This window comes from Martelella radicis, assembly GCF_014196625.1.
GTDB classification, from domain to species: domain Bacteria; phylum Pseudomonadota; class Alphaproteobacteria; order Rhizobiales; family Rhizobiaceae; genus Martelella; species Martelella radicis.
Window position 1 is genome coordinate 142,255 of record NZ_JACIDZ010000005.1, and the last position, 21,539, is coordinate 163,793.

At 61.6% G+C, this 21,539-nt stretch carries 20 protein-coding genes; 9 read left to right on the top strand and 11 right to left on the bottom strand.

Features of this window, described 5'->3' with window-relative positions; translation table 11 throughout:
• Positions 1–47: 47 nt before the first annotated feature.
• The 3 genes from hemH to GGR30_RS09435 all read left to right on the top strand — a co-directional run bounded on the left by hemH (position 48) and on the right by GGR30_RS09435 (position 2,658).
• The gene (gene hemH / locus GGR30_RS09425) at positions 48–1,085 is read left to right on the top strand and encodes a ferrochelatase (RefSeq protein ID WP_183485377.1); all 1,038 of its coding nucleotides are present in this window, start codon (positions 48–50) and stop codon (positions 1,083–1,085) included.
• Positions 1,086–1,183: 98 nt separating this feature from the next.
• A complete protein-coding gene (locus tag GGR30_RS09430; protein ID WP_183485380.1) occupies positions 1,184–2,179 on the top strand; it encodes an SPFH domain-containing protein in 996 nt (331 codons plus the stop codon).
• A 14-nt stretch (positions 2,180–2,193) separates the two neighbouring features.
• Positions 2,194–2,658, top strand: a complete 465-nt coding sequence (locus GGR30_RS09435; RefSeq protein WP_425488348.1) for an NfeD family protein — start codon at positions 2,194–2,196, stop codon at positions 2,656–2,658.
• Between the two features lie 6 nt (positions 2,659–2,664).
• On the opposite strand, the gene GGR30_RS09440 is transcribed toward GGR30_RS09435, so the two are convergent.
• From GGR30_RS09440 to gltB, 8 genes are all read right to left on the bottom strand, one after another.
• Positions 2,665–3,660, bottom strand: coding sequence for a KpsF/GutQ family sugar-phosphate isomerase (locus GGR30_RS09440; protein ID WP_183485387.1), 996 nt, complete (start codon positions 3,658–3,660; stop codon positions 2,665–2,667).
• Positions 3,661–3,734: 74 nt separating this feature from the next.
• Positions 3,735–4,568 (bottom strand): alpha/beta hydrolase family protein, encoded by an 834-nt coding sequence (locus GGR30_RS09445; RefSeq protein WP_183485390.1) that lies wholly within the window; start codon positions 4,566–4,568, stop codon positions 3,735–3,737.
• A 91-nt stretch (positions 4,569–4,659) separates the two neighbouring features.
• Entirely contained in the window at positions 4,660–5,547 is an 888-nt protein-coding gene (gene galU / locus GGR30_RS09450; protein ID WP_183485394.1) for a UTP--glucose-1-phosphate uridylyltransferase GalU, read from the bottom strand.
• Between the two features lie 164 nt (positions 5,548–5,711).
• Positions 5,712–7,166, bottom strand: coding sequence for a glutamate synthase subunit beta (locus GGR30_RS09455; RefSeq protein WP_183485397.1), 1,455 nt, complete (start codon positions 7,164–7,166; stop codon positions 5,712–5,714).
• A 13-nt stretch (positions 7,167–7,179) separates the two neighbouring features.
• Complete coding sequence (locus GGR30_RS09460; RefSeq protein ID WP_183485400.1) at positions 7,180–7,503, bottom strand: heavy metal-binding domain-containing protein; 324 nt, start codon at positions 7,501–7,503, stop codon at positions 7,180–7,182.
• 69 nt (positions 7,504–7,572) lie between these two features.
• Positions 7,573–7,974 (bottom strand): type II toxin-antitoxin system VapC family toxin, encoded by a 402-nt coding sequence (locus GGR30_RS09465; protein WP_183485404.1) that lies wholly within the window; start codon positions 7,972–7,974, stop codon positions 7,573–7,575.
• A 2-nt stretch (positions 7,975–7,976) separates the two neighbouring features.
• Positions 7,977–8,243, bottom strand: a complete 267-nt coding sequence (locus tag GGR30_RS09470) for an antitoxin (RefSeq protein ID WP_183485408.1) — start codon at positions 8,241–8,243, stop codon at positions 7,977–7,979.
• Positions 8,244–8,301: 58 nt separating this feature from the next.
• Complete coding sequence (gltB, locus tag GGR30_RS09475) at positions 8,302–12,978, bottom strand: glutamate synthase large subunit (protein WP_246413730.1); 4,677 nt, start codon at positions 12,976–12,978, stop codon at positions 8,302–8,304.
• A gap of 644 nt (positions 12,979–13,622) precedes the next feature.
• Between gltB and GGR30_RS09480 the strand changes: the two genes are divergently transcribed.
• From GGR30_RS09480 to GGR30_RS09500, 5 genes are all read left to right on the top strand, one after another.
• On the top strand, positions 13,623–14,693 hold the full coding sequence (locus GGR30_RS09480; protein WP_183485413.1) for a threonine aldolase family protein: 1,071 nt from the start codon (positions 13,623–13,625) through the stop codon (positions 14,691–14,693).
• A gap of 146 nt (positions 14,694–14,839) precedes the next feature.
• On the top strand, positions 14,840–15,139 hold the full coding sequence (locus GGR30_RS09485; RefSeq protein WP_183485415.1) for a BufA1 family periplasmic bufferin-type metallophore: 300 nt from the start codon (positions 14,840–14,842) through the stop codon (positions 15,137–15,139).
• A 73-nt stretch (positions 15,140–15,212) separates the two neighbouring features.
• Positions 15,213–16,106 (top strand): MNIO family bufferin maturase, encoded by an 894-nt coding sequence (gene bufB, locus GGR30_RS09490; protein ID WP_183485417.1) that lies wholly within the window; start codon positions 15,213–15,215, stop codon positions 16,104–16,106.
• Positions 16,099–16,884, top strand: coding sequence for an HvfC/BufC N-terminal domain-containing protein (locus GGR30_RS09495; protein WP_183485419.1), 786 nt, complete (start codon positions 16,099–16,101; stop codon positions 16,882–16,884). The genes bufB and GGR30_RS09495 overlap by 8 nt, the downstream gene beginning before the upstream one ends.
• 5 nt (positions 16,885–16,889) lie before the next feature.
• Positions 16,890–17,465 (top strand): DoxX family protein, encoded by a 576-nt coding sequence (locus GGR30_RS09500; RefSeq protein ID WP_183485421.1) that lies wholly within the window; start codon positions 16,890–16,892, stop codon positions 17,463–17,465.
• Positions 17,466–17,523: 58 nt separating this feature from the next.
• On the opposite strand, the gene GGR30_RS09505 is transcribed toward GGR30_RS09500, so the two are convergent.
• Positions 17,524–18,006, bottom strand: coding sequence for an Hsp20 family protein (locus tag GGR30_RS09505; RefSeq protein ID WP_183485423.1), 483 nt, complete (start codon positions 18,004–18,006; stop codon positions 17,524–17,526).
• Between the two features lie 500 nt (positions 18,007–18,506).
• Between GGR30_RS09505 and GGR30_RS09510 the strand changes: the two genes are divergently transcribed.
• Positions 18,507–19,418, top strand: coding sequence for an alpha/beta fold hydrolase (locus GGR30_RS09510; protein WP_183485426.1), 912 nt, complete (start codon positions 18,507–18,509; stop codon positions 19,416–19,418).
• Between the two features lie 7 nt (positions 19,419–19,425).
• Here GGR30_RS09510 and hisN read toward each other — a convergent pair whose 3' ends face one another.
• Both hisN and GGR30_RS09520 read right to left on the bottom strand, forming a co-directional pair.
• Positions 19,426–20,202 (bottom strand): histidinol-phosphatase, encoded by a 777-nt coding sequence (gene hisN / locus GGR30_RS09515; protein ID WP_183485429.1) that lies wholly within the window; start codon positions 20,200–20,202, stop codon positions 19,426–19,428.
• Positions 20,203–20,571: 369 nt separating this feature from the next.
• Positions 20,572–21,486, bottom strand: a complete 915-nt coding sequence (locus tag GGR30_RS09520; protein ID WP_183485432.1) for an N-formylglutamate amidohydrolase — start codon at positions 21,484–21,486, stop codon at positions 20,572–20,574.
• Between the last annotated feature and the right edge of the window lie 53 nt (positions 21,487–21,539).

Sequence of the window (21,539 nt, forward strand, 5' to 3'; positions counted from 1 at the left end):
CCATTTCGAAGAAATCGGACCCCATGAAACGGAACCGGGAAAGATCAATGTCTGAAATGCATGCCGCCTGGCCGGACAACCACCCAAGCGTCGCCTTCGGCAAGATCGGCGTCCTGCTCGTCAATCTCGGAACGCCGGACGGCACAGACAAGAAATCCATGCGCCGCTATCTGGAAGAGTTCCTGACCGACAAGCGCGTGATCGAATGGCCGAAAGCGCTCTGGTATCCGATCCTTTACGGCATCGTTCTCAATCGTCGCCCGGCCAAGGTGGGCGAGGCCTATGAGCTGATCTGGAACAAGGAGCAGAACGAGAGCTTTCTGCGCACCTACACGCGCAGCCAGGCCGAAAAGCTCGCGGGACATTACGCAGGCACCGAGAACCTGGTGATCGACTGGGCGATGCGCTACGGCCAGCCCTCGATCCCCGCCCGCATCGAGGCGCTGAAGGCAGCGGGCTGCGAACGCATTCTTCTCTTTCCGCTCTACCCGCAATATGCCGCCTCGACCACGGCCACGGTCAACGACAAGGCGTTCCAGACATTGCTCGACATGCGCTGGCAGCCGGCGCTTCGAACAGTTCCTCCCTATCACGACGACCCGGTCTATATTGACGCGCTGGCGCAATCGGTGACCGACCATCTGGCAACGCTCGACTGGGAACCGGAACTGATCATCACCTCGTTCCACGGCATTCCGCAGTCCTATTTCAAGAAGGGCGACCCCTATCACTGCCAGTGCCAGAAGACGGCGCGGCTTCTGCGCGAGAAGCTCGGCCTCTCGAAGGACAGGCTGATGATCACCTTCCAGTCCCGCTTCGGGCCGGAGGAATGGCTGCAGCCCTATACGGACAAGACTGTCGAGGGCCTGCCGAGAAAGGGCGTGAAGCGGATCGCCGTGATCAATCCCGGCTTCGTCTCCGACTGTCTGGAAACGCTTGAAGAGATCGGCGAGCAGGCGCGCGAGAGCTTTCTCGAGCATGGCGGCGAGAAATTCACCCATATCCCCTGTCTCAACGACACCCCTCTCGGCATGCGGGTGATCGAACATGTGGTGAAGCGCGAGCTTCGCGGCTGGCTGGAATAGACCGGACGCAGAAATGAAAAGGACACGCAAAGCGTGTCTCCCTATGATAAGAACGACAAGGCACCGCTACATTCGGCCGGTGCACGGGAGGAAATGACATGGCTGCACTGACCGGATTTTCCGTCACCATCATCATCCTGGCGATCCTGATCCTTCTGACGCTCTTTGCCGGGATCAAGACCGTGCCGCAGGGCTATGGCTATACGGTGGAGCGCTTCGGCCGCTATACCCGCACGCTGACCCCCGGCCTCAACCTGATCATCCCCTTCATCGATCGCATCGGCAAGCGCATCAACATCATGGAACAGGTGCTCGATGTGCCCGAGCAGGAGGTGATCACCCGCGACAATGCCAGCGTCGAGGCCGACGCGGTCGCCTTCTACCAGATCCTCAATCCGGCAAGCGCGGCCTATCAGGTCGCCAATCTGGAGATGGCGATCCTGAACCTCACCATGACCAATATCCGCTCGGTCATGGGTTCTATGGATCTCGACGAACTGCTCTCCAACCGCGATTCGATCAATGAGCGGCTTTTGCGCGTCGTCGACCTCGCCGTCGAACCCTGGGGCGTGAAGGTCACCCGTATCGAAATCAAGGACATTCGCCCGCCGAACGATCTCGTGGAGGCCATGGGCCGGCAGATGAAGGCCGAGCGCGAAAAGCGCGCCCAGATTCTGGAGGCCGAGGGCAGCAAGACGGCGCAGATCCTGCGCTCGGAAGGCTCCAAACAGTCCGCCATCCTGGAAGCCGAAGGCGAACGGGAAGCCGCCTTCCGCGAGGCGGAAGCGCGCGAGCGCCTGGCGGAAGCCGAGGCGAACGCGACCCGCTCCGTGTCCCTTGCGATTGCCGAAGGCGATGTTGCCGCGATCAACTACTTCGTCGCGCAGAAATATACCGAAGCCATGGCCTCGATCGGCACGGCGAAGAACGCCAAGATCGTGCTGATGCCGATGGAGGCATCGTCGCTGATCGGTTCGCTCGGCGGCATCGGGGCAATCGCCAAGGAAGTCTTCGGCAATGACGGCGGCGGTTCGAATGAGCCGACGGCGCGGCGCTCGACGCCTTCGGTGCGTTCCGGCAATTCGGAAAGCTGACGGACATGGAGCCGATGCTTGACTTCTTCACCGCTGCAGGACCATGGGGCTGGTTCATCGCCGGCCTGCTGTTGCTGGTCGCGGAGTTGATCCTGCCCGGCGTCTTCCTGATGTGGGTCGGCATCGCAGCCATCATCCTCGGCGCGCTGTCGCTCCTCTTCTGGCCCTTCGGGTTCTGGGGCTGGCAATTGCAGGTTTTGCTGTTTGCCGTCCTTTCCGTCATCGCTATCCTGGTGGGACGAAAGATCCTGAAGAACCGGGAGACCACCTCGGACGAACCGCTACTCAACCAGCGCGCGGCAAGCCTGGTCGGCCGCACGGCCGTCGTCATCGACGCCATCACCGACGGACGCGGACGGATCAAACTCGATGATACGCTCTGGGTCGTGGAAGGGCCGGACCTGCCGGTGGGCGCGCATGTGCGCATCGTCTCCGGCGACGGGCGCAGGCTGACGGTCGCGCCGCTCGAAACCCCGTGAGGCGCGTCAGGCCGCGCCGATCCTGAGAAAATCGTGGAAATGGACGATGCCGACCGGACGGTTGTCCTCGTTGACCACCATCAGCGCCGAGATATTGTGCTTGTGGATCAGCGCCAGCGCGCCCGAGACCATCATCGTCTGCCGAACCGTTTTCGGCCCGGCCGTCATCACGTCATCGACGGCGAGCGCGCTCATGTCGCGGGAAAGATTACGCGCCAGGTCGCCATCGGTGACGATGCCGGCCAACCGCCCGTCTTCGCCTACCACGCCGACGCAACCGAACCGGCGCTTGGAAAGCTCCATGATCGCCTCCGGCAAGGGCGTGCCGGTGCGCACCAGCGGGATCTCCTCCCCCACATGCATGATGTCGGCCACATGCGAAAGAAGCGCGCCGAGCTTGCCGCCCGGGTGATAGACCTTGAAGTCGACGGCGGAAAAGCCGCGCGCCTCGAGAAGCGCGATCGCCAGCGCATCGCCGATGGCCAACTGCATGGTCGTCGAGGTCGTCGGCGCAAGACCCAGCGGACACGCCTCCTCCGCCTTCGGCAGAGAGAGTACGACATCAGCGGCGAGCGCCAGAGAGGATTGCTTTCCGGCCGTGATGGCGATCAGCGGAATGGCGAAGCGGCGGGTATAGGCGACGAGCGCGGTCAGTTCGCTGCTCTCCCCGCTCCAGGACAGCGCGACGACCGCGTCCTTCTGGGCGATCATGCCCATATCGCCGTGATTGGCCTCGGCGGGATGCACGAAGAAGGCCGGCGTTCCGGTGGAGGCGAAGGTGGCGGCGATCTTGGTGCCGACATGGCCGCTCTTGCCAACGCCCGAGACGATCACATGGCCCTGCGTTTCCCTGAGCAGGGCGACGGCCTTCTCGAAGGGCTCGCCCAGCCCGTTTTCAAGCGCCGCGGCAAGCGCATCGAGCCCCTTCTTCTCGAACGCCAGGGTTCTCAGGGCGGAAAGGGTCGCATCACCTGCGTCAGTCTTGTCGGTCGTCTCGTCCATGCACCGCTGTTAGCGCCTTTGGGTTTTGCAATCAATAGAACAATCGCCTTGAAGCGGGCCGCACGAAGCGCCCGTCATCCGGCCTCTTGCAGGCCGGCCTTCCGGCGCATCCAATCAGCAGCAAGACCGGGCCAGGCGGCTTGTGTGCCGTCGAGCGACCGCAGGGCGAAGCCATGCGGCGCATCGGCGAAGACATGCAGGTCCACGTCGAGTTCGAGGGCGGAGGCCGTTTCCGCATAATTGAGCGCGTGCCGCAGCGGCACGGAGCGGTCATGCGCCGCATAGGCGAGAAACACAGGAACCTTTGGCAGTCCATGGCGGTGCTCGGCGAGACCGATCGGCCAGTCGTCATAGAAATCCTGCTTTTCGACCGGCGGATAATCCGGCTTGCCGGCCGGAAACTTGTGGGCGCGGTGGTTGGCGTTGATCGGCGCATAACAGATCAAGGCGCCCGCCGCCTTCAGCCGATGCGGCTGGCATGCCATCACGCCGGCCAGATGGCCGCCGGAAGAGAGGCCGAAATGGAAGAGCGGCAGGCCGCTCTTCTCGCCTGCAAGATGATCCAGCGCGCGCAAACCGTCCAGAAGCGCGATGTCCTTGGCATGCCGGCCACCCCTGCCATCAGGCGCGCCTGGCAAGCGGTGAATAAGGAGGTTGGCCTCGACGCCAAGCCCGGTGAGCCAGGCGGCCACCTCCGGCCCCTCCTTGTCGTAGACGATCTTGGTATATCCCCCGCCGGCAAAGAGCAGCACCCGCGCCCATGGCTTCTCCGCGCGCCAGACATGCAGTTCCGGACGGACGATAACGGCGTATTGCCGGTCGGGACGCTCTCCTTCGAGCCGATTTTCAGGCCCTTCGCCTAGGGGAATGATGAGGGGGCCGGACGCTGGCGCGGCAGATTCTGTCATGTTCATGCTTTCGGCAACAAAAAAAGGCGACGCTGTTGCGCGCCGCCCGGTATCGCTCGGGAGGCGTCGCAGCGCCCCGCGGTCATTTCGGCTATTTCAGCGCGGCGATCAGCGCCTTGAGTTCGTCCTCGACCTTTGGACGGATGTCGTCACGCTTCAGCGCAAGCGCCACATTGGCGATGATGAAGCCTTCCTTGGAGCCGCAGTCGAAAGTCCGGCCGTCAAACTTGTAGCCGTAGAAATCCTGTTCCTGGGCCAGTTTCAGCATGCCGTCGGTAAGCTGGATCTCGTTGCCGGCGCCCCGCTCGAGCACTTCGAGAATCGGGAAGATTTCCGGCTGCAGAATGTAGCGGCCATTGATGAAATAATTGGAGGGCGCGGTGCCCTTTTCGGGCTTCTCGATCATCTCGGTGATCTTGAAGCCGTTTCCGACGGCATCGCCAACGCCGACAATGCCGTATTTGTGGGCAAGCTCGGGGTCGCATTCCTCGACGGAGACAACATTGCCGCCGGCCACATCATAGACTTCCATCATGCCCTTCAGGCAGGGCTTTTCGGCTTCCATCACCATGTCGGGCAGGATCAGCGCGAACGGCTCCTGGCCGACAATCTCGCGGGCGCACCAGACTGCATGGCCAAGCCCGTGCGGTTCCTGCTGGCGGGTGAAGGTCGCGGTACCGGCGGCAGGCAGCATATCGGCCAGAAGGCTCAGCTCGGCATTCTTGTTGCGAGCCTTCAGCGTGCTTTCCAGCTCGTACTGAATGTCGAAATAATCTTCGATCACATGCTTGTTTCGGCCGGTGACGAAAACGAAATGCTCGATCCCTGCCTCGATCGCCTCATCGACGACATACTGGACGATCGGCTTGTCGACCACCGGGAGCAATTCCTTCGGCACGACCTTCGTTGCGGGCAGGAAACGCGTCCCCAGACCTGCAACCGGCAGCACCGCCTTGCGAACCTTCTTATGCTGAGCCAAGACCCTCTCCTCTATTGAACAATCAAAATGAACAAAGTTTCACTTAAGTATGAGGAAGGTCTAACAAGATGCAAGGGCGAGCGCAATCAAAGCAACCGCCGTTTTCCGCTTTTTCCGGGGAAGGCTGCGGCGACACGCCGCAGCCCACGATTTGTGCAGCGATTTCAGCGCGGCAGCAGCGTCTCGCCCATCAGGGCCAGGTCGATCGAACGGGCCGCCTGGCGGCCCTCGCGGATCGCCCAGACGACGAGCGACTGGCCGCGCCGGACATCGCCTGCCGTCCAGAATCTGTCGACCGATGTCTTGTAGTCGTCATCATTGGCGACGACGTTGACCGAGCCGCGACGGTCGGTGTTGAGCGTGAGACGGCCTTCCAGTTCTGCAAGGATGCCGGTCTTCAGCGGACCGCGGAAACCGATGGCGATAAAGGCGAGATCCGCCTTGATGACAAATTCCGTGCCGGCGATCGGCTGACGTTTCTCATCCACATGGCAGCATTTGACGCCGGTGAGCACGCCCTCTTCGCCGACGAACTCCAGCGTGGCGACCTGGAACTCGCGCACCGCGCCTTCGGCCTGGGACGATGACGTGCGCATCTTCGTGGCCCAGAACGGCCATACCGCGAGCTTGTCTTCCTTTTCCGGCGGCTGCGGACGGATATCGAGCTGAGTCACCTTGACGGCGCCCTGACGGAACGCCGTACCGACACAGTCGGAGGCGGTATCGCCGCCGCCGACGACCACCACATGCTTGCCGCCGGCAAGAATGGGCTCCGACGGCCAGCCGGTCGAATCGATGTTCTCACGACCCACGCGCTTGTTCTGCTGCACCAGGAAGGGCATGGCATCGTAAACGCCGTGCAGGTCGCCGCCGCCGATGCCGGAGGCGCGCGGCGTTTCGGAGCCGCCGCAGTAAAGCACGGCGTCATATTCGGCGAGCAGCTCGTCGACCTTCACATCAACGCCGACATTGACGCCGCAGCGGAATTCAACCCCTTCCCCGCGCATCTGTTCAACGCGGCGATCGATGAAGTTCTTCTCCATCTTGAAGTCGGGGATGCCGTATCGCAGCAGACCGCCGGGCTTCGCCTCGCGCTCCAGCACCACAACATCATGACCGGCACGGCCAAGCTGCTGGGCAGCCGACATGCCGGCAGGCCCGGAACCGATCACCGCCACCTTCTTGCCGGTCTTTGTCGTTGCCGGACGCGGGACGATAAAGCCCAGTTCATAGGCCTTGTCGGCGATCGCCTGTTCGATCGTCTTGATCGAGACCGGGATATCCTCGAGGTTCAGCGTGCAGGCCTCCTCGCACGGCGCGGGGCAGACGCGGCCGGTGAACTCCGGAAAGTTGTTGGTCGAATGCAGGTTGGCAATCGCCTCTTTCCAATTGCCGGAATAGACCAGATCGTTCCAGTCCGGGATCTGGTTATGGATCGGACAGCCGGTCGGCCCATGGCAATAGGGAATGCCGCAATCCATGCAGCGGGCGGCCTGTTTCTGCACTTCCGGGTCCGACATCGGGATGGTGAATTCGCGGAAATGGCGAATGCGGTCGGAGGCAGGCTGATACTTCGCAACCTGCCGGTCGATTTCCATGAAACCTGTAACTTTACCCATGACTTTCCCTGAATTACTCGATGACGACAGCGGTGCCGGAGACCGATACCATCAGCATGGTTCCGCTGCCGGAGGTGATGTTTTCATAGTCGAGATCGATCCCGACAATCGCGTTGGCGCCGAGACCTTGGGCCATTTTCTCGGCCTCGGCAAAAGCTGTCTCGCGGGCCTCCGCCAGCGATTCCTCGTAGGCCGACGACCGCCCGCCGACGATATCGCGAAAGCTCGCACGGATATCCCTGAAGATGTTGGCCCCGATGATCGCTTCCCCTGTCACCACGCCCTTGTATTCGACAATCTTGCGGCCCTCGACCGTCGGCGTCGTTGTCATCAGCATGTCCGATCCCTCACTCTCATGACCCGCGCCCCTGACCCGCAGAGCCGGTTGAAGTCGTTCTTTTGCCCTTCAGGCCGTTTCCCAGTTCTCGACCTTCAGGCCGGGAACCCGTTTGAATTCTCTTTCATTCGCCGTCACCAGCACCGCATCGAGCGCAAGCGCGTGGGCTGCGATCAGCATGTCCATCTGGCCGATCGGCGTGCCGGCCCTTTCCAGCGCAAGTCGAAGCTCGGCATATTTCCACTCTGCCGGGCTTTCCCACGGCAGGATATCCAGACTGCCCACCAGCGTCTCGACATCCCTCTTGAGCCGCTCCGATCCCCTTCTCAGATAGCCGAACCGAAGTTCAGCCACCACGACGATGCTGGTACACAGCGCATCCGCATTTTCCTCGAACAATCTCCGACCGACCGGTCCCGCCGGAAATTTCAAGGCATGCGATATCGTATTTGTATCCAGCAGATACTTCATTTCTAAAGATCGACGTCCCGCGGCGGCAGGTCTTCGATCTCCGGCAACCATTCTTCTTCAGGCAGTGGCGGCTGCGCGCGAAGCCACTCGATAACCTCCCGTGGCGTCATCTTCCTCTTTACCGGCTCGATCGTGATCAGGCCGCTCTCATCCTGTCTGATCATGACCTCGTCGCCTTCCAGCTCGAACTCGCTTGGAATTCGCACGGCGCGGCTGCGGCCATTCATGAAAATCCGGGACTTTCTTTCCTTGGTGATACGGTTCGACATCTCAGCCTCCATACCTGTGATATGACACTGTCATATCACAGGCATTTCGCGGCAACAATCACTCCGCTGCGACGCCCATGCGCATGCGCTCCATTTCTTCCAGCGCACGGCGGTACTCCACCGGCATGACCTTGCGGAACATCGGGCGGTAATGGGCCCAGTCGTCCAGGATCGCCTTGGCGCGGGTCGAGCCCGTGTAGAGCAGATGGTTGGTGATGAGACGCACCAGACGCTCCTCGTCGTGGCGGGTCATGTCACCGGAGACGTCGACACGGCCCTTGTGCATGAGGTCGCCGCCATGGTGATGGAGCTTCTCCAGCATGTCGTCTTCTTCCGGAACCGGCTCCAACATGACCATGGCCATGTTGCAGCGGTCGGCAAAGCCGCCGTCCTCGTCGAGAACGTAGGCCACGCCGCCCGACATGCCGGCCGCGAAGTTGCGGCCCGTCGAACCGAGCACGACAACAAGACCGCCGGTCATGTATTCGCAGCCATGGTCGCCAACGCCCTCGACAACGGCAATCGCGCCGGAGTTTCTGACAGCGAAGCGTTCACCGGCAACGCCGCGGAAGTAGCACTCGCCAGACGTTGCGCCATAGAGCACCGTATTGCCGACGATGATCGATTCTTCCGGCACGATCGGCGAGTTTTCCGGCGGACGGATGATGATCTTGCCGCCCGAAAGCCCCTTGCCGACATAATCGTTGCCGTCACCAATCAGGTCGAAGGTGACGCCGCTTGCCAGGAACGCGCCGAAGGACTGACCCGCAGTACCGTGAAGCGTCACGGAAATCGTGTCTTCCTTCAGGCCCTTCTCGTTCCAGCGCTTGGCGACCTCGCCCGAAAGCATGGCGCCGGCGGAGCGGTCGACATTCTTGATCTCGACGTCGAAGGCGACCTTTTCCTTGTTCTCGAGCGCCGGCATGGCCTTTTCGATCAGCTTGCGGTCAAGAATATCGTCGATCGGGTGCTTCTGGCGCTCGGTCCAGAAGGTCGCTTCCTTGGGCGCTGCCACCTTGTGGAAGATCTTCGAGAAATCGAGACCCTTCGACTTCCAGTGCGCGATCGCCTCGTCCTTGTCGAGCAGTTCGACAGAGCCGATGACGTCGTTGAGGCTGGTGAAACCGAGTGCCGCCAGCATCTCGCGCAGTTCCTCTGCCACGAAGAAGAAGTAGTTGACCACGTGTTCCGGCAGGCCCTTGAAGCGCTTCCTCAGGACCGGGTCCTGGGTGGCGACGCCGACAGGGCAGGTGTTCAGGTGGCACTTGCGCATCATGATGCAGCCGGCCGCAATCAGCGGCGCGGTGGAGAAGCCGAACTCGTCCGCGCCCAGCATGGCGCCGATCAGCACGTCACGACCGGTCTTCAACCCGCCATCGACCTGCAGCGCAATGCGCGAGCGAAGCCCGTTCAGCACCAGCGTCTGCTGGGTTTCGGCAAGGCCGATTTCCCAGGGGCTGCCGGCGTGCTTCAGCGAGGTCAGCGGCGATGCGCCGGTCCCGCCGTCAAAGCCGGAAATGGTGATGTGGTCGGCGCGCGCCTTGGCAACGCCGGCGGCAACCGTGCCGACGCCCACTTCCGAGACCAGCTTGACCGAGACATCGGCCGTCGGGTTGACGTTCTTCAGATCGTAGATCAGCTGCGCCAGATCCTCGATCGAATAGATGTCATGGTGCGGCGGCGGCGAGATCAGGCCAACGCCCGGCGTCGAGTGACGGGTCTTGGCGATCGTCGCGTCGACCTTGTGGCCGGGAAGCTGACCGCCCTCGCCGGGCTTTGCGCCTTGGGCCACCTTGATCTGCAGAAGGTCGGCATTGACCAGATATTCGGTCGTCACGCCAAACCGGCCCGAAGCGATCTGCTTGATCGCCGAACGCTCCTTCGGATAGGAACCGTCAGGCAGCTTCAGGTAGCGGTCGCTCTCCTCGCCGCCCTCGCCCGTGTTCGACTTGCCGCCGATCTGGTTCATGGCGATGGCGAGCGTGGTGTGCGCTTCGCGCGAGATTGAGCCGAAGGACATGGCGCCGGTGGAGAACCGCTTGACGATTTCGTTCGCCGGTTCGACCTCATCGATCGATACCGGCTTGCGGCCAATCTCCTCGGCGTTCCTGATCCGGAAAAGCCCGCGAATGGTGTTCATCCGAAGCGCCGTCGCGTTCTCCATCTTGGCGAAGGCGTCGTAACGGTCGCGCGCATTGCCGCGCACGGCGTGCTGCAGCTCGGCCACCGCATCCGGCGTCCAGGCATGGGCCTCGCCGCGGATTCGGTAGGCATATTCGCCGCCGATGTCGAGCGTGGAGGCCAGCACCGGATCCTTGCCGAAAGCGGCGCGGTGGCGTGCGACGGTCTCTTCCGCGACTTCCGTGAGGCCAACACCCTCGATCATCGAGGCCGTGCCGAAGAAGAAGCGTTCGACGAATTCCGACGACAGGCCGATCGCGTCGAAGATCTGCGCGCCGCAATAGGACTGATAGGTCGAGATGCCCATCTTGGACATGACCTTCAGCATGCCCTTCCCGATCGCCTTGATATAGCGGTAGATCACCTCGCCGGCGTCGACCTCCTCGGGGAACATTCCCCTGGCATGCATGTCGGCCAGCGTGTCGAAGGCGAGATAGGGATTGATGGCTTCCGCGCCATAGCCGGCGAGACAGCAGAAGTGATGCACTTCGCGCGGTTCGCCCGATTCGACCACGAGGCCGACCGAGGTTCTGAGCCCCTTGCGGATCAGATGATGATGCACGGCTGCCGTTGCCAGAAGCGCGGGGATCGCGATCCGGTCCGGGCCGATCTGGCGGTCGGAGAGCACGATGATGTTGTAACCGCCCTTGACGGCGGCTTCAGCGCGCTCGCACAGCCGGTCGATCATCTCCGGCATGCCGGCTTCGCCCTGCTCAGCGCTATAGGTAACGTCGAGCGTCTTGGTGTCGAACCGGTCCTCGGTATGGCCGATGGAGCGAATCTTTTCCAGATCGCCATTGGTCAGGATCGGCTGGCGCACTTCCAGGCGCTTTTCGCGCGAGGCGCCCTCATGGTCGAGAATGTTCGGACGCGGGCCGATGAAGGAGACGAGGCTCATCACCAGTTCCTCGCGGATCGGGTCGATCGGCGGGTTGGTGACCTGGGCGAAGTTCTGCTTGAAATAGGTGTAGAGCAGCTTCGACTTGTCCGACATCGCCGAAATCGGCGTATCGGTGCCCATCGAGCCGATCGCTTCCTGGCCGGTCGTTGCCATCGGCGACATCAGGATCTTGGTGTCTTCCTGGGTGTAGCCGAAGGCCTGCTGGCGGTCGAGCAACGACACGTCGCGCCTGAGCGCACGCGGTTCCACCGGCTTCAGTTCTTCGAGGATCAGCTGGGTGCGATCGAGCCAGTCCTGATAGGGATGCATGCCGGCAAGCTCGGACTTGATCTCGTCGTCGGAGATGATCCGGCCCTTTTCCATGTCGATCAGAAGCATGCGGCCGGGCTGCAGGCGCCACTTGGCGACGATGTTTTCTTCCTCGACCGGCAGAACGCCGGCTTCAGACGCCATGATGATCCGGTCATCCTTGGTGATGAGATAGCGCGCCGGCCGCAGGCCGTTGCGGTCAAGCGTCGCGCCGATCTGGCGGCCGTCGGTAAAGGCAACGGCGGCCGGACCGTCCCACGGCTCCATCAGGGCTGCGTGATATTCGTAGAAGGCGCGCGTCTGCGGGCCCATCGACATGTTGCCGGCCCAGGCTTCCGGGATCAGCATCATCACGGCATGCGCCATGGAATAGCCGCCCTGCACCAGGAACTCAAGCGCATTGTCGAAACATGCCGTATCGGACTGGCCCTCATAAGAGATCGGCCAGAGCTTGGAGATATCGTCGCCGAAGAGCGGCGAGGACACGGAAGCCTGACGCGCAGCCATCCAGTTGACGTTGCCGCGCAGCGTGTTGATCTCGCCGTTATGGGCAACCATGCGGTAGGGGTGCGACAGCTTCCAGGAGGGGAAGGTGTTGGTCGAAAAGCGCTGGTGCACGAGGGCAACGGCGGATTCGAAGCGCGGATCGGAAAGGTCCTTGTAATAGGCGCCGACCTGATAGGCAAGGAACATGCCCTTGTAGACGATGGTCGAGGACGACATCGAGACGATGTAGAAGTCTTCCGCCGCACCTTCCGATTCGGAAAAGATCGTGTTCGAGATCACCTTGCGCAGGATGAACAGGCGACGCTCGAAATCCTGCTGCGTATCGGCCCGCTCGCCGGCGCCGATGAAGACCTGCAGGTGATAGGGCTCGGTCGCGGCGATATCCTCCGCCTTCGACAGCGAGGAATTGTCGACCGGCACTTCGCGGAAGCCGATGAAGCGTTGGCCCTCGTCGGCGATCACCTTCTGGATGATATCCTTGTAGTGGGCAATGCGCTCGGGATCGCGCGGCATGAAGAAATAGCCGACGGCATATTCGCCGACCTTCGGCAGCACGATGCCTTCCGCTGCCATTTCCTCACGGAAGAAGCGATCCGGGATCTGCATCAGCATGCCAGCGCCGTCGCCCATCAACGGATCGGCACCGACCGCGCCGCGATGGGTGAGGTTTTCGAGAATGAACAAGCCGTCCTTGACGATCTGGTGCGACTTCTCGCCCTTCATGTGGGCGATGAAGCCAACGCCGCAGGCGTCGTGCTCGTTCCTCGGATCATAGAGCCCCTGACGTTTGTTGCGACGACCGTCGGCAGCTTTATTGGCGGCAGGCGTCACGGTCATTTGCGTGAGCGGGGCACCACTGAGCGCGGATGGCGTCATCTTCGTCATACAAGATCTCCTTAAAACCTGCCGGACTGCAGGCGAAACCGGATCATGGGTGCAGGCAAATGCGTGAAGGCGCTGATGCGCCCTGCCGCCTGCAGACCTCTCTCTCATTTAAAACCGGGACGACCATACCAATGGGCGCTCCAGCCGATGGCTCTTGTCGTGAGCGAGCCGGAGCGCGGCCTTCCGCTTGTCCGGTCACTATAGACCAAAAAGCGCGAACACGTCAGCCCCTTGCGATCGGCACACGACACAGCCAGACATAAAAATAGGACAGCATAACTGTCCTATCTGCAGTTCATGCCAGAAACCACGCAAAGTCGCAAGCAAATAATGAAATCGCGCGCCCGAAGGCGAGAGAAAATTACGCCAGAGGGACCGAAAACGCAAGAAAGTTACCCTTATCCGGGTTCTTTCGAAAGACGTGAAAGAAAACGGCAATTTATAGGCAGATTCCACGCCCCTGAAGCCGACAGGCGCAAACTCCTGCGAAAACAGCGTCTGAAACCGGACATCCGGGAATGCCCCTTTACAGGCGGCAAGCTTTTCCCTGATATCCCGCTTACCGCATTTCTCGAACGCTTCTGAGGTCTTTATCCATGTTTTTTGCTTCCGACAACTGGTCCGGCGCCCATCCCGCAATCGGCGAAGCGTTGATACGCGAACAGTCGGGCTATGCCAATGCCTATGGCACAAGCCCGCTGGACCGGAAGATCGAGGCGCGATTCAACGAGATCTTCGAACGCGAGGTCGCGGTCTTCTTCGTCGGCACCGGCACGGCGGCCAATTCGCTGGCGCTTTCCTCCGTTGGGCGGCCGGGCGGCGTGGTCTTCTGCCACAAGGACGCCCATATCGCCAATGACGAGGGCGGCGCGCCGGAATATTTCACCGGCGGCGGCAGGCTCGCCACCGTTTCGGGCCCCGAAGGCAAGATGACGCCTTCAGAGCTCAGGCGGATCGCCGCGCGCTATCCGGCGGATTTCATTCATCACGGCCAGCCGATGGCGGTGTCGCTGACGCAGTCGACCGAAGTCGGCACCGTCTACGGGCTTGACGAGATCGACGCCCTCACTGCCGTCGCCAAGGAAGGCGGCCTTCCCGTTCACATGGACGGCGCGCGCTTTGCCAATGCGCTCGTGGCGCTCGACACAACGCCTGCGGAAATGACATGGAAGCGCGGCGTCGACATCCTCTCCTTCGGCGGCACCAAGAACGGCTGCTGGTGCGCGGAGGCCATCGTGTTCATGAACCCGGGCCAGGCGCGGGAAATGCCCTTTATTCGCAAGCGCGCCGCGCATCTCTTCTCCAAGACCCGCTTCATCTCCGCCCAGCTCGACGCCTATCTGACAGACGATCTCTGGCTCAACCTCGCCCGCCACTCAAACGCCATGGCCGAGCGGATGCGCATTGCCTTCCGCACGTCGGCAAAGGCGCGGCTTGCCTGGGAGACCCAATCGAACGAGGTCTTCATCATCCTGCCGAAGTCAGCGGCGGAAGCCGCGCGCAAGGCCGGCGCGCAGTTCTACGACTGGCTGACGCCGGCAGACCAGCCGGGACTTGTGGCTGAAGACGAGGTTCTGGCGCGCTGCGTAACAAGCTTCGCCACGACCGAGGCCGAGGTCGACCGCTTTGTCTCCTTTCTCGAGGCCGAACCGCTCACGAAGGGGTAACGGCGCCTCACAGGCCGGTGACGCGGCGTGATGGCTGGGTGACGCTCCATTGATTTCCAAGTGAAGGCCGATTTTGCAAAACTCCTGCGTGCAAGAACAAGACTTGCACAACAATCGAACCCGTCTCGATCAATGAGGAGAATAGCATGTCGAAGACCAACAAGATCAGCGCTGCAACTCTGGCCGGTGCGCTCGCCGTGGCTGTCGGCAGCCTTGCGGCCACCGCCCCCGCCCAGGCCGCCGATGTCAAGTGCTACGGCGTTGCCATGGCCGGCCAGAACGATTGCGCCGCCGGACCGGGCACGACCTGCGCAGGCACGTCCAAGGTCGACTACCAGGGCAATGCCTGGAAATATGTCGCCGAAGGCTCCTGCACGGACATGAAGCTGCCGGGCGACCGCATGGGTTCGCTCAAGCCGCTCGATCGCGACCTGCCCGCAATGTGATTGCGCGTTACTACCGCCGGTGCCCTCGGCGCACCGGCGGTCTCGCGTCATCCAGTGAGTGGGAGGACTACACATGTCCAGTGAAATGACTGCCTTGCTTGCGCGGCGACAGATCCCGCAGCGAGCCGGCGCCGGCTTCAAGACCGCCCATGCCGACGCCATTTTGAACGATGTCTATCGCATCGGCTTCCTGGAAGTGCACGCCGAAAACTATATGGGCGCGGGCGGCCATCCCCATCGTATCCTGACGCGCATGCGCGAGGACTTCCCGCTCTCTATCCATGGCGTCGGCCTGTCGATCGGCTCTCCGCGCGGGATTGATCCGAGCCATCTGGAACGGCTGGCAGGCGTTGTCGAGCGCTATGAGCCGGGCCTCGTTTCCGAGCACCTGGCATGGTCGACCCATGATAATGCCTATTACAATGACCTTCTGCCGTTGCCCTATACCGAGGAAACGCTTGCCCATATCGTCGACCACATCGACGCTGTACAGGAAAGGCTGAAACGGCCGATCCTGCTCGAGAACCCGTCTACCTATGTCGCCTTTTCGGAGAGCACGATCCCCGAGACCATCTTTCTTGACGAGATCGCGCGCAGAAGCGGCTGCGGCCTGCTGCTTGACGTGAACAACGTCCATGTTTCCGCGACCAATAACGGCTTTGACGCCCTGTCCTATCTGAAGTCTTTTCCGCTGGAACGCGTCGGCGAGATTCACTTGGCCGGCCACGCGCGGGATGTCGACGATACCGGAGCGCCGCTTTTGATCGATGCTCACGACAGGCCGGTCGATGACGCGGTGTGGGCGCTCTATGCCTTCGTCATCCGCCAGACCGGACCGCTGCCGACGCTGATCGAATGGGACAATGACGTTCCGGACTGGCCGATCCTCAAGCGCGAGGCGCAACTGGCCGAGACGATCATGGAGCGGGAGGGCGAGCGCTTCCTGCTCGGCAGTCGCCATGGCTGATACGAGATCTGCTGCCGCAACGCTTGAGGGTTTCGCCGCAGCCCTCATCACGCCGTCCTGCGAGACTGCGCCCGACGGCGTTGCAAATCCCTTCGGAGGACCGGCCGCGAAGCGCTTCGGGGTCTATCGCAACAATGTCGCCGTGGGGCTGAAGGGCGCGCTCGCGGATATATTCCCGGTAACGCGCGACCTTGTGGGGGAACGGTTCTTCTCTGCCATGGCCGGCGAGTATATAGCGCGCGAACCGCCGCAAACGCCAGTGATTGCCGAGTACGGCCACGGCTTTGCCGACTTCATTGCCGCCTACGAACCGGCAGAAAGACTGTTCTTCCTGCCCGACGTCGCCCGGCTCGAACGCGCCTGGCTCGACGCCTATCACGCGGCCGATCGAGTGCCGCTCCTGCCCGAAAGGCTTCAGACAATCACACCGGACGAACTGATGGAGGCCAGCCTGATCGCGCATCCGGCTACCCGGTTGCTGCGGCTTGCCAGCGCGGCGGCAAGCATCTTTCAGCGATCCCGCAACGGAACCGGGCTCAAGGGTTTCGATCCCACTCCGGCGGAAACCGCACTTGTGACCCGGCCGCAATATGATGTCGCGGTGCTTTCGCTGGACGAAGGACAGGCGACCTTCTTCGAACGGCTGCTGCAGGGCGCTTCCATAGGCGCGGCAACGGATGCGGCGCTGACGAGAGATCCGGAGTTCGATCTCGGCGCAGCCTTTTCCACATTGATCTCTTCGGGCGCCTTCATGCGCCTTTCGGCTGCAAGGGAGTAGTCAGCATGCATTTCATCTGCGCCGTCGCACGCACCTATGACAGGATTTTCGCGCGAATTCAGGCTTTCCTCTCGCCCTGGTTTCCCGGGCTATTTGCACGGCTGGTCTTTGCCGCGACACTCTGGCTCTATTTTCTGAACTCGGCACTGACCAAGGTCGAACCGGGCATTGCCGGCTTCTTCATGGTTCGCAATTCCGCCTATTACCAGATCGCGCTTCCGGCCGTGGAGGCCGCCGGCGGCAATGTTTCCGCAGTGCCCTTCCTGCCCTGGGGGCTGATCGTTCATCTGGGAACCTATGCCGAATTCGCCCTGCCGCTGCTGATCATCTTCGGCCTTGCGACCCGGCTGAGCGCGCTCGGCATGCTCGGTTTCATTGCGGTTCAGACATTGGTCGACATCACGGTGCATCAGGTGGGCGGCGAGACCATCGGCGCGCTGTTCGACCGTTTTCCGGACAGCGTGATCCTCGACCAACGCCTGCTCTGGACGGTTCCGCTGGTCATGCTGGTCATCTTCGGACCCGGCAAAATTTCCCTGGATTATCTGGCCGCGCGAATCACAAGGCGCTGGCATGGATAAACAGAAACGGCGCCCCGAGAGGCGCCGTTGCCATTATTCAACCAGTGGGGGTCTGCTGTCAGGCAGCATCCATCTCCACATTCTTTTGCGCCGAAATCGTTTTCGGCTCGCCGGATCGCGTTTCGATTGCAATTCGACGCGGTTTCATGGCCTCGGGAATGTTGCGAAGCAGCTCAACATAAAGTAGACCATTCTTGAGTGTTGCACCCTGGACTTCCATATGGTCTGCAAGCTGGAAACGACGTTCGAATGCACGTTTGGCGATACCGCGATACAGGTATTCGCTGCTGCCATCATCGTCTTCCTCGGCTTTCTCGCCTTTCACGGTCAGCACGTTGGCATGCGCCTCGATGGAAAGCTCGCTTTCGCTGAAGCCGGCAACAGCCATTGAGATGCGATAATTGTTCTCGCCGGTGCGCTCGATATTATAGGGCGGATAGGCAGGGGCCTGCTCAGGCTGGCCCATCGTGTCGAGGAGATTGAAGAGCCGGTCGAAGCCGACGGTGGAGCGGTAGAGGGGAGAAAAATCGACGTTACGCATAATGTCCTCCTTTGAGCGACGTATGGTTGCGATGACATTTACCGACGATCCCGAAACCGGCGATCACGGAAAACGGTTGAGGACCCAGGAATTGGCGTCCACGCGAGGAGATTTGGGTAAAGCCAGGCGCGATTTCAAGAGGCTTGCGAAGGCAAGTATCATAATCGAAAAACGCCGCGAGGCAGCGGCCGTCAGTGCTTTTGTCCGTCATTCACCGTCACTATATTGAGAATGAACGCAATATGAATGAACTATTGAACTTACGTTCAGGCGTAATGCGTCATTCAGCTTTTGCCGGGAACTACGGCGCACCCGTCCCGGCACCGTTGTCACTCTTGACCCAGTGATAGCGGTATCTTGGCCGGAGCCGAGGCGCTTTTACCCCTGTTCAAGCACCCGGTTCCGGTCCTTTTTCCAGCGAAATCTGACGCCGCCCATTGCCTTTGCCGTTCGCGCACGCCATCACAGGCCACATGCGAGTGACCGGCAGCGGACAGAACATGGATGGGCAACCGGCCGAGACAATCGGCATGATGCGGGCCTTTGACGGGGCCAGGCTGCGTTACGGACTATTCCAGTGCGACAATGCGCGGGCCACGGTGCTCATTGTAGCCGGGCGCGCGGAATTCATCGAGAAATACGCCGAGACCGTGTCCGATCTTCGCCTCGCCGGCTATGCCGTCGCAATCCTCGACCTGCGCGGACAGGGTGGTTCCGAGCGCCGAGCCGAGGATGGCAATATGGGCCATGTCGATCGGTTTTCAGACTATCCGCGCGATATGCTCGACTTCTTCTCGCAACACGTCGAGGGGCACATGCCCGGCCCCTATTTCCTGCTCGGCCATTCGCTCGGCGGGCTGATTGCGCTTGCCGTTGCCGAGATGACGCCGGGCCGCTTTGCGGGCCTTGTGCTGTCGGCGCCCTTTGTCGGCGTTCGCCACCACCGCCATCCGGCCATAATGATTCGCGCCATGGCATGGATCGCAAGCCGGACGGGACGTGCCAGGCTGCGTACCGCGCGCCTGAAAACAGCGCCGGCACGCTTTGAGGAACAGAACCACACATCCGATCGCGCGCGCTACGAGCGCAATATCGCAGCAGCGAAAACCGACCCGCCCTATCTGCTGGGGCCGGTGACCTTCGGATGGCTCTCGGCCTGCCTTGGCGCGATCAGCCGTCTCACCCGGCCGAAGGCGCTTGCCGCGATCGACTGTCCTTCGCTGGTGCTGTCGGCCGGCCGCGATGCGCTGATCCCGGCAAAACAGCAGGCGCGCGTCGCCCGAAGGCTCGGCGCCCGCCACCTGGTGCTGGAACCTTCCGGACATGAGATTCTTCAGGAAACCGACGCCGTGCGCCGCCCTGCCCTTGACGCGATCCTGCGCTTCTTCGAAGAATGCCTGAACGCCCGATGACGCGTCTTCAGCCTGCGCCCAGTTCCGCAAGCGCTGCGGCATGCAGCTTCGGCGTTGCCGCGGCGATGATATCGCCGCCATTTTCGGGCCTCTCGCCGGTCCAGGTCGTGATCACGCCGCCGGCCCTTTCAACGATCGCAATCAGCGCGCCGACGTCATAGGGTTTCAGGTCGCTTTCGACGACGAGATCGGCAAAGCCCGAGGCCAGAAGGCAATAGGCATAGCAATCGATGCCGTAACGGGCGAGACGCACATGTTGCTCCAGGCGGTCGTAACGCGAAAGCGCGTCCCCTTTCATGATCCTCGGCGAGGTGGTGAACAGAACCGCTTCCTCGAGGCGCCGGCAATCGCGCGTTTTCAGGTCCCGAGGCCCGCCAGGCCCGGAAAAAAACGCCCCTTGCCCATCGGCAAAGAACCGCTCGCCCGTGAAGGGCTGGTCCATCAGCCCCATCACCGCCCGGCCAGCGCGATAGAGCCCGATCAGCGTGCCCCAGACCGGCACGCCGGAAATGAAGGCCCGCGTGCCATCGATCGGGTCGATGACCCAGACATATTCGCGGTCGAGCCCGCTTGCGCCATGCTCCTCGCCCAGAATGCCGTGTTCCGGAAAACTATCCGCAATCAACTGCCTGATGGCGCTTTCAGCCGCTCTGTCGCCTTCCGTGACCGGATCGAAGCCGCCGCTCAGCTTGTTATCCACATCGAGGCCGGAGCGGAAGCGCGGCAATGTCTCGGCGGCGGCCGCATCGGCAAGCCGCATGAAGAAGGCGTGATCGGGAAGCATGGCAAATCCTGTGGCAAGACGGGCGCGGTGTTCGAGCGGTTTTAAGGTTTTTCCGACCGGAAAGGAATCATGCATGACAACAAATTGCGCCCTCCCCTCTGAGAAGCTGCGCCGGAACGGCCGGTTTCCGCCCACTCACGCAGCAGGCGCAAATAAAAAAGCGGCAATGCGCGTAAAAATTAGACAATAGTAGATGTTGCGTAAATTTCAGGCAAATCTGCTTGACAGTCATCGCATTGTCATCTATTCTCTTAAATACAGTCTTTCGACTGTGAATACCCTCCTTGGGTGTTTCCTCCCTAGACTTAACCGCGCCAAGAGCGCGGTTTTTTTTGAAATCCGGGCAAGACAGGCGCGCCGCGCACAAGATCATTCCGCAGCAAGGCCGGAACTGCCCTCGTCATCGGCAAGAAACGCGGCGAATTCCTGAATAAACAACGTCAACGCCTGTTTCAGCGCGATGAATTCCGGCTTTTTCGCATAGCTCTGCTCGTCGGCGTAGAGTCGGCGCGAGACCTCGATCTGCAGCGCATGGCAATCGGATGCCGGACGTCCGTAGTGCTCGGTGATGAAGCCGCCTGCATAGGGCTTGTTGTATGCGGTAACGAACCCCATCCGCTCCAGGATCGAGATCGCCGCATAGGCGAGGTCGCTCGAGGCGCTGGTGCAGAACCGGTCGCCGATGACGATATCGGGCCTCCTGCGGTGTCCGCCGACCGTGACACTGCCCGGCATGGAATGGCAGTCGATCAGCACTGCCCGCCCGAACCGGCGCTTTGTTTCCTGCAGCAATTGCTTGAGGCTCTGATGATAGGGTCGGTAGATCTCCTCGATCCGTGCGAGGCCGATCGCCGCATCGATCGGACGGTCGTAGATCGGCATGTTTTCGGCCACGATGCGCGGAATCGTGCCGAGACCGCCGACAACCCGCATGGAGGTCATGTTGACATGGGACGGAAGCGCGCCCGCGAACATGCGCGGATCGAGTTCGAAAGGTTCACGGTTGACGTCGAGGAAGGCGCGCGGAAAGAAGGCCCGCTGCAACGGCGCGCCGAAGGCCGGCGCCATGGCGAACAGTTCATCGACATAAAGGTCTTCCGAGCGTCGGATTTCGTGGGCGTCGAGCCTGGTTTCAGCCAGGAAGGCAGCGCTGTAGACCCGGCCGGAATGGGGTGAATTGAAAACCAGCGGCAGCGTCTGGCGCTCGGGACGGATCACCTCGAAAGAGCGCGCATCGCCATTGAAACTGGGGTCATGTCTGCCGGTCACTGTCACTCCCTTCATACCCGAGATTTACGCGCTCCGGCCTGCCCTGCCAAGACCGTTAACCGGGCACG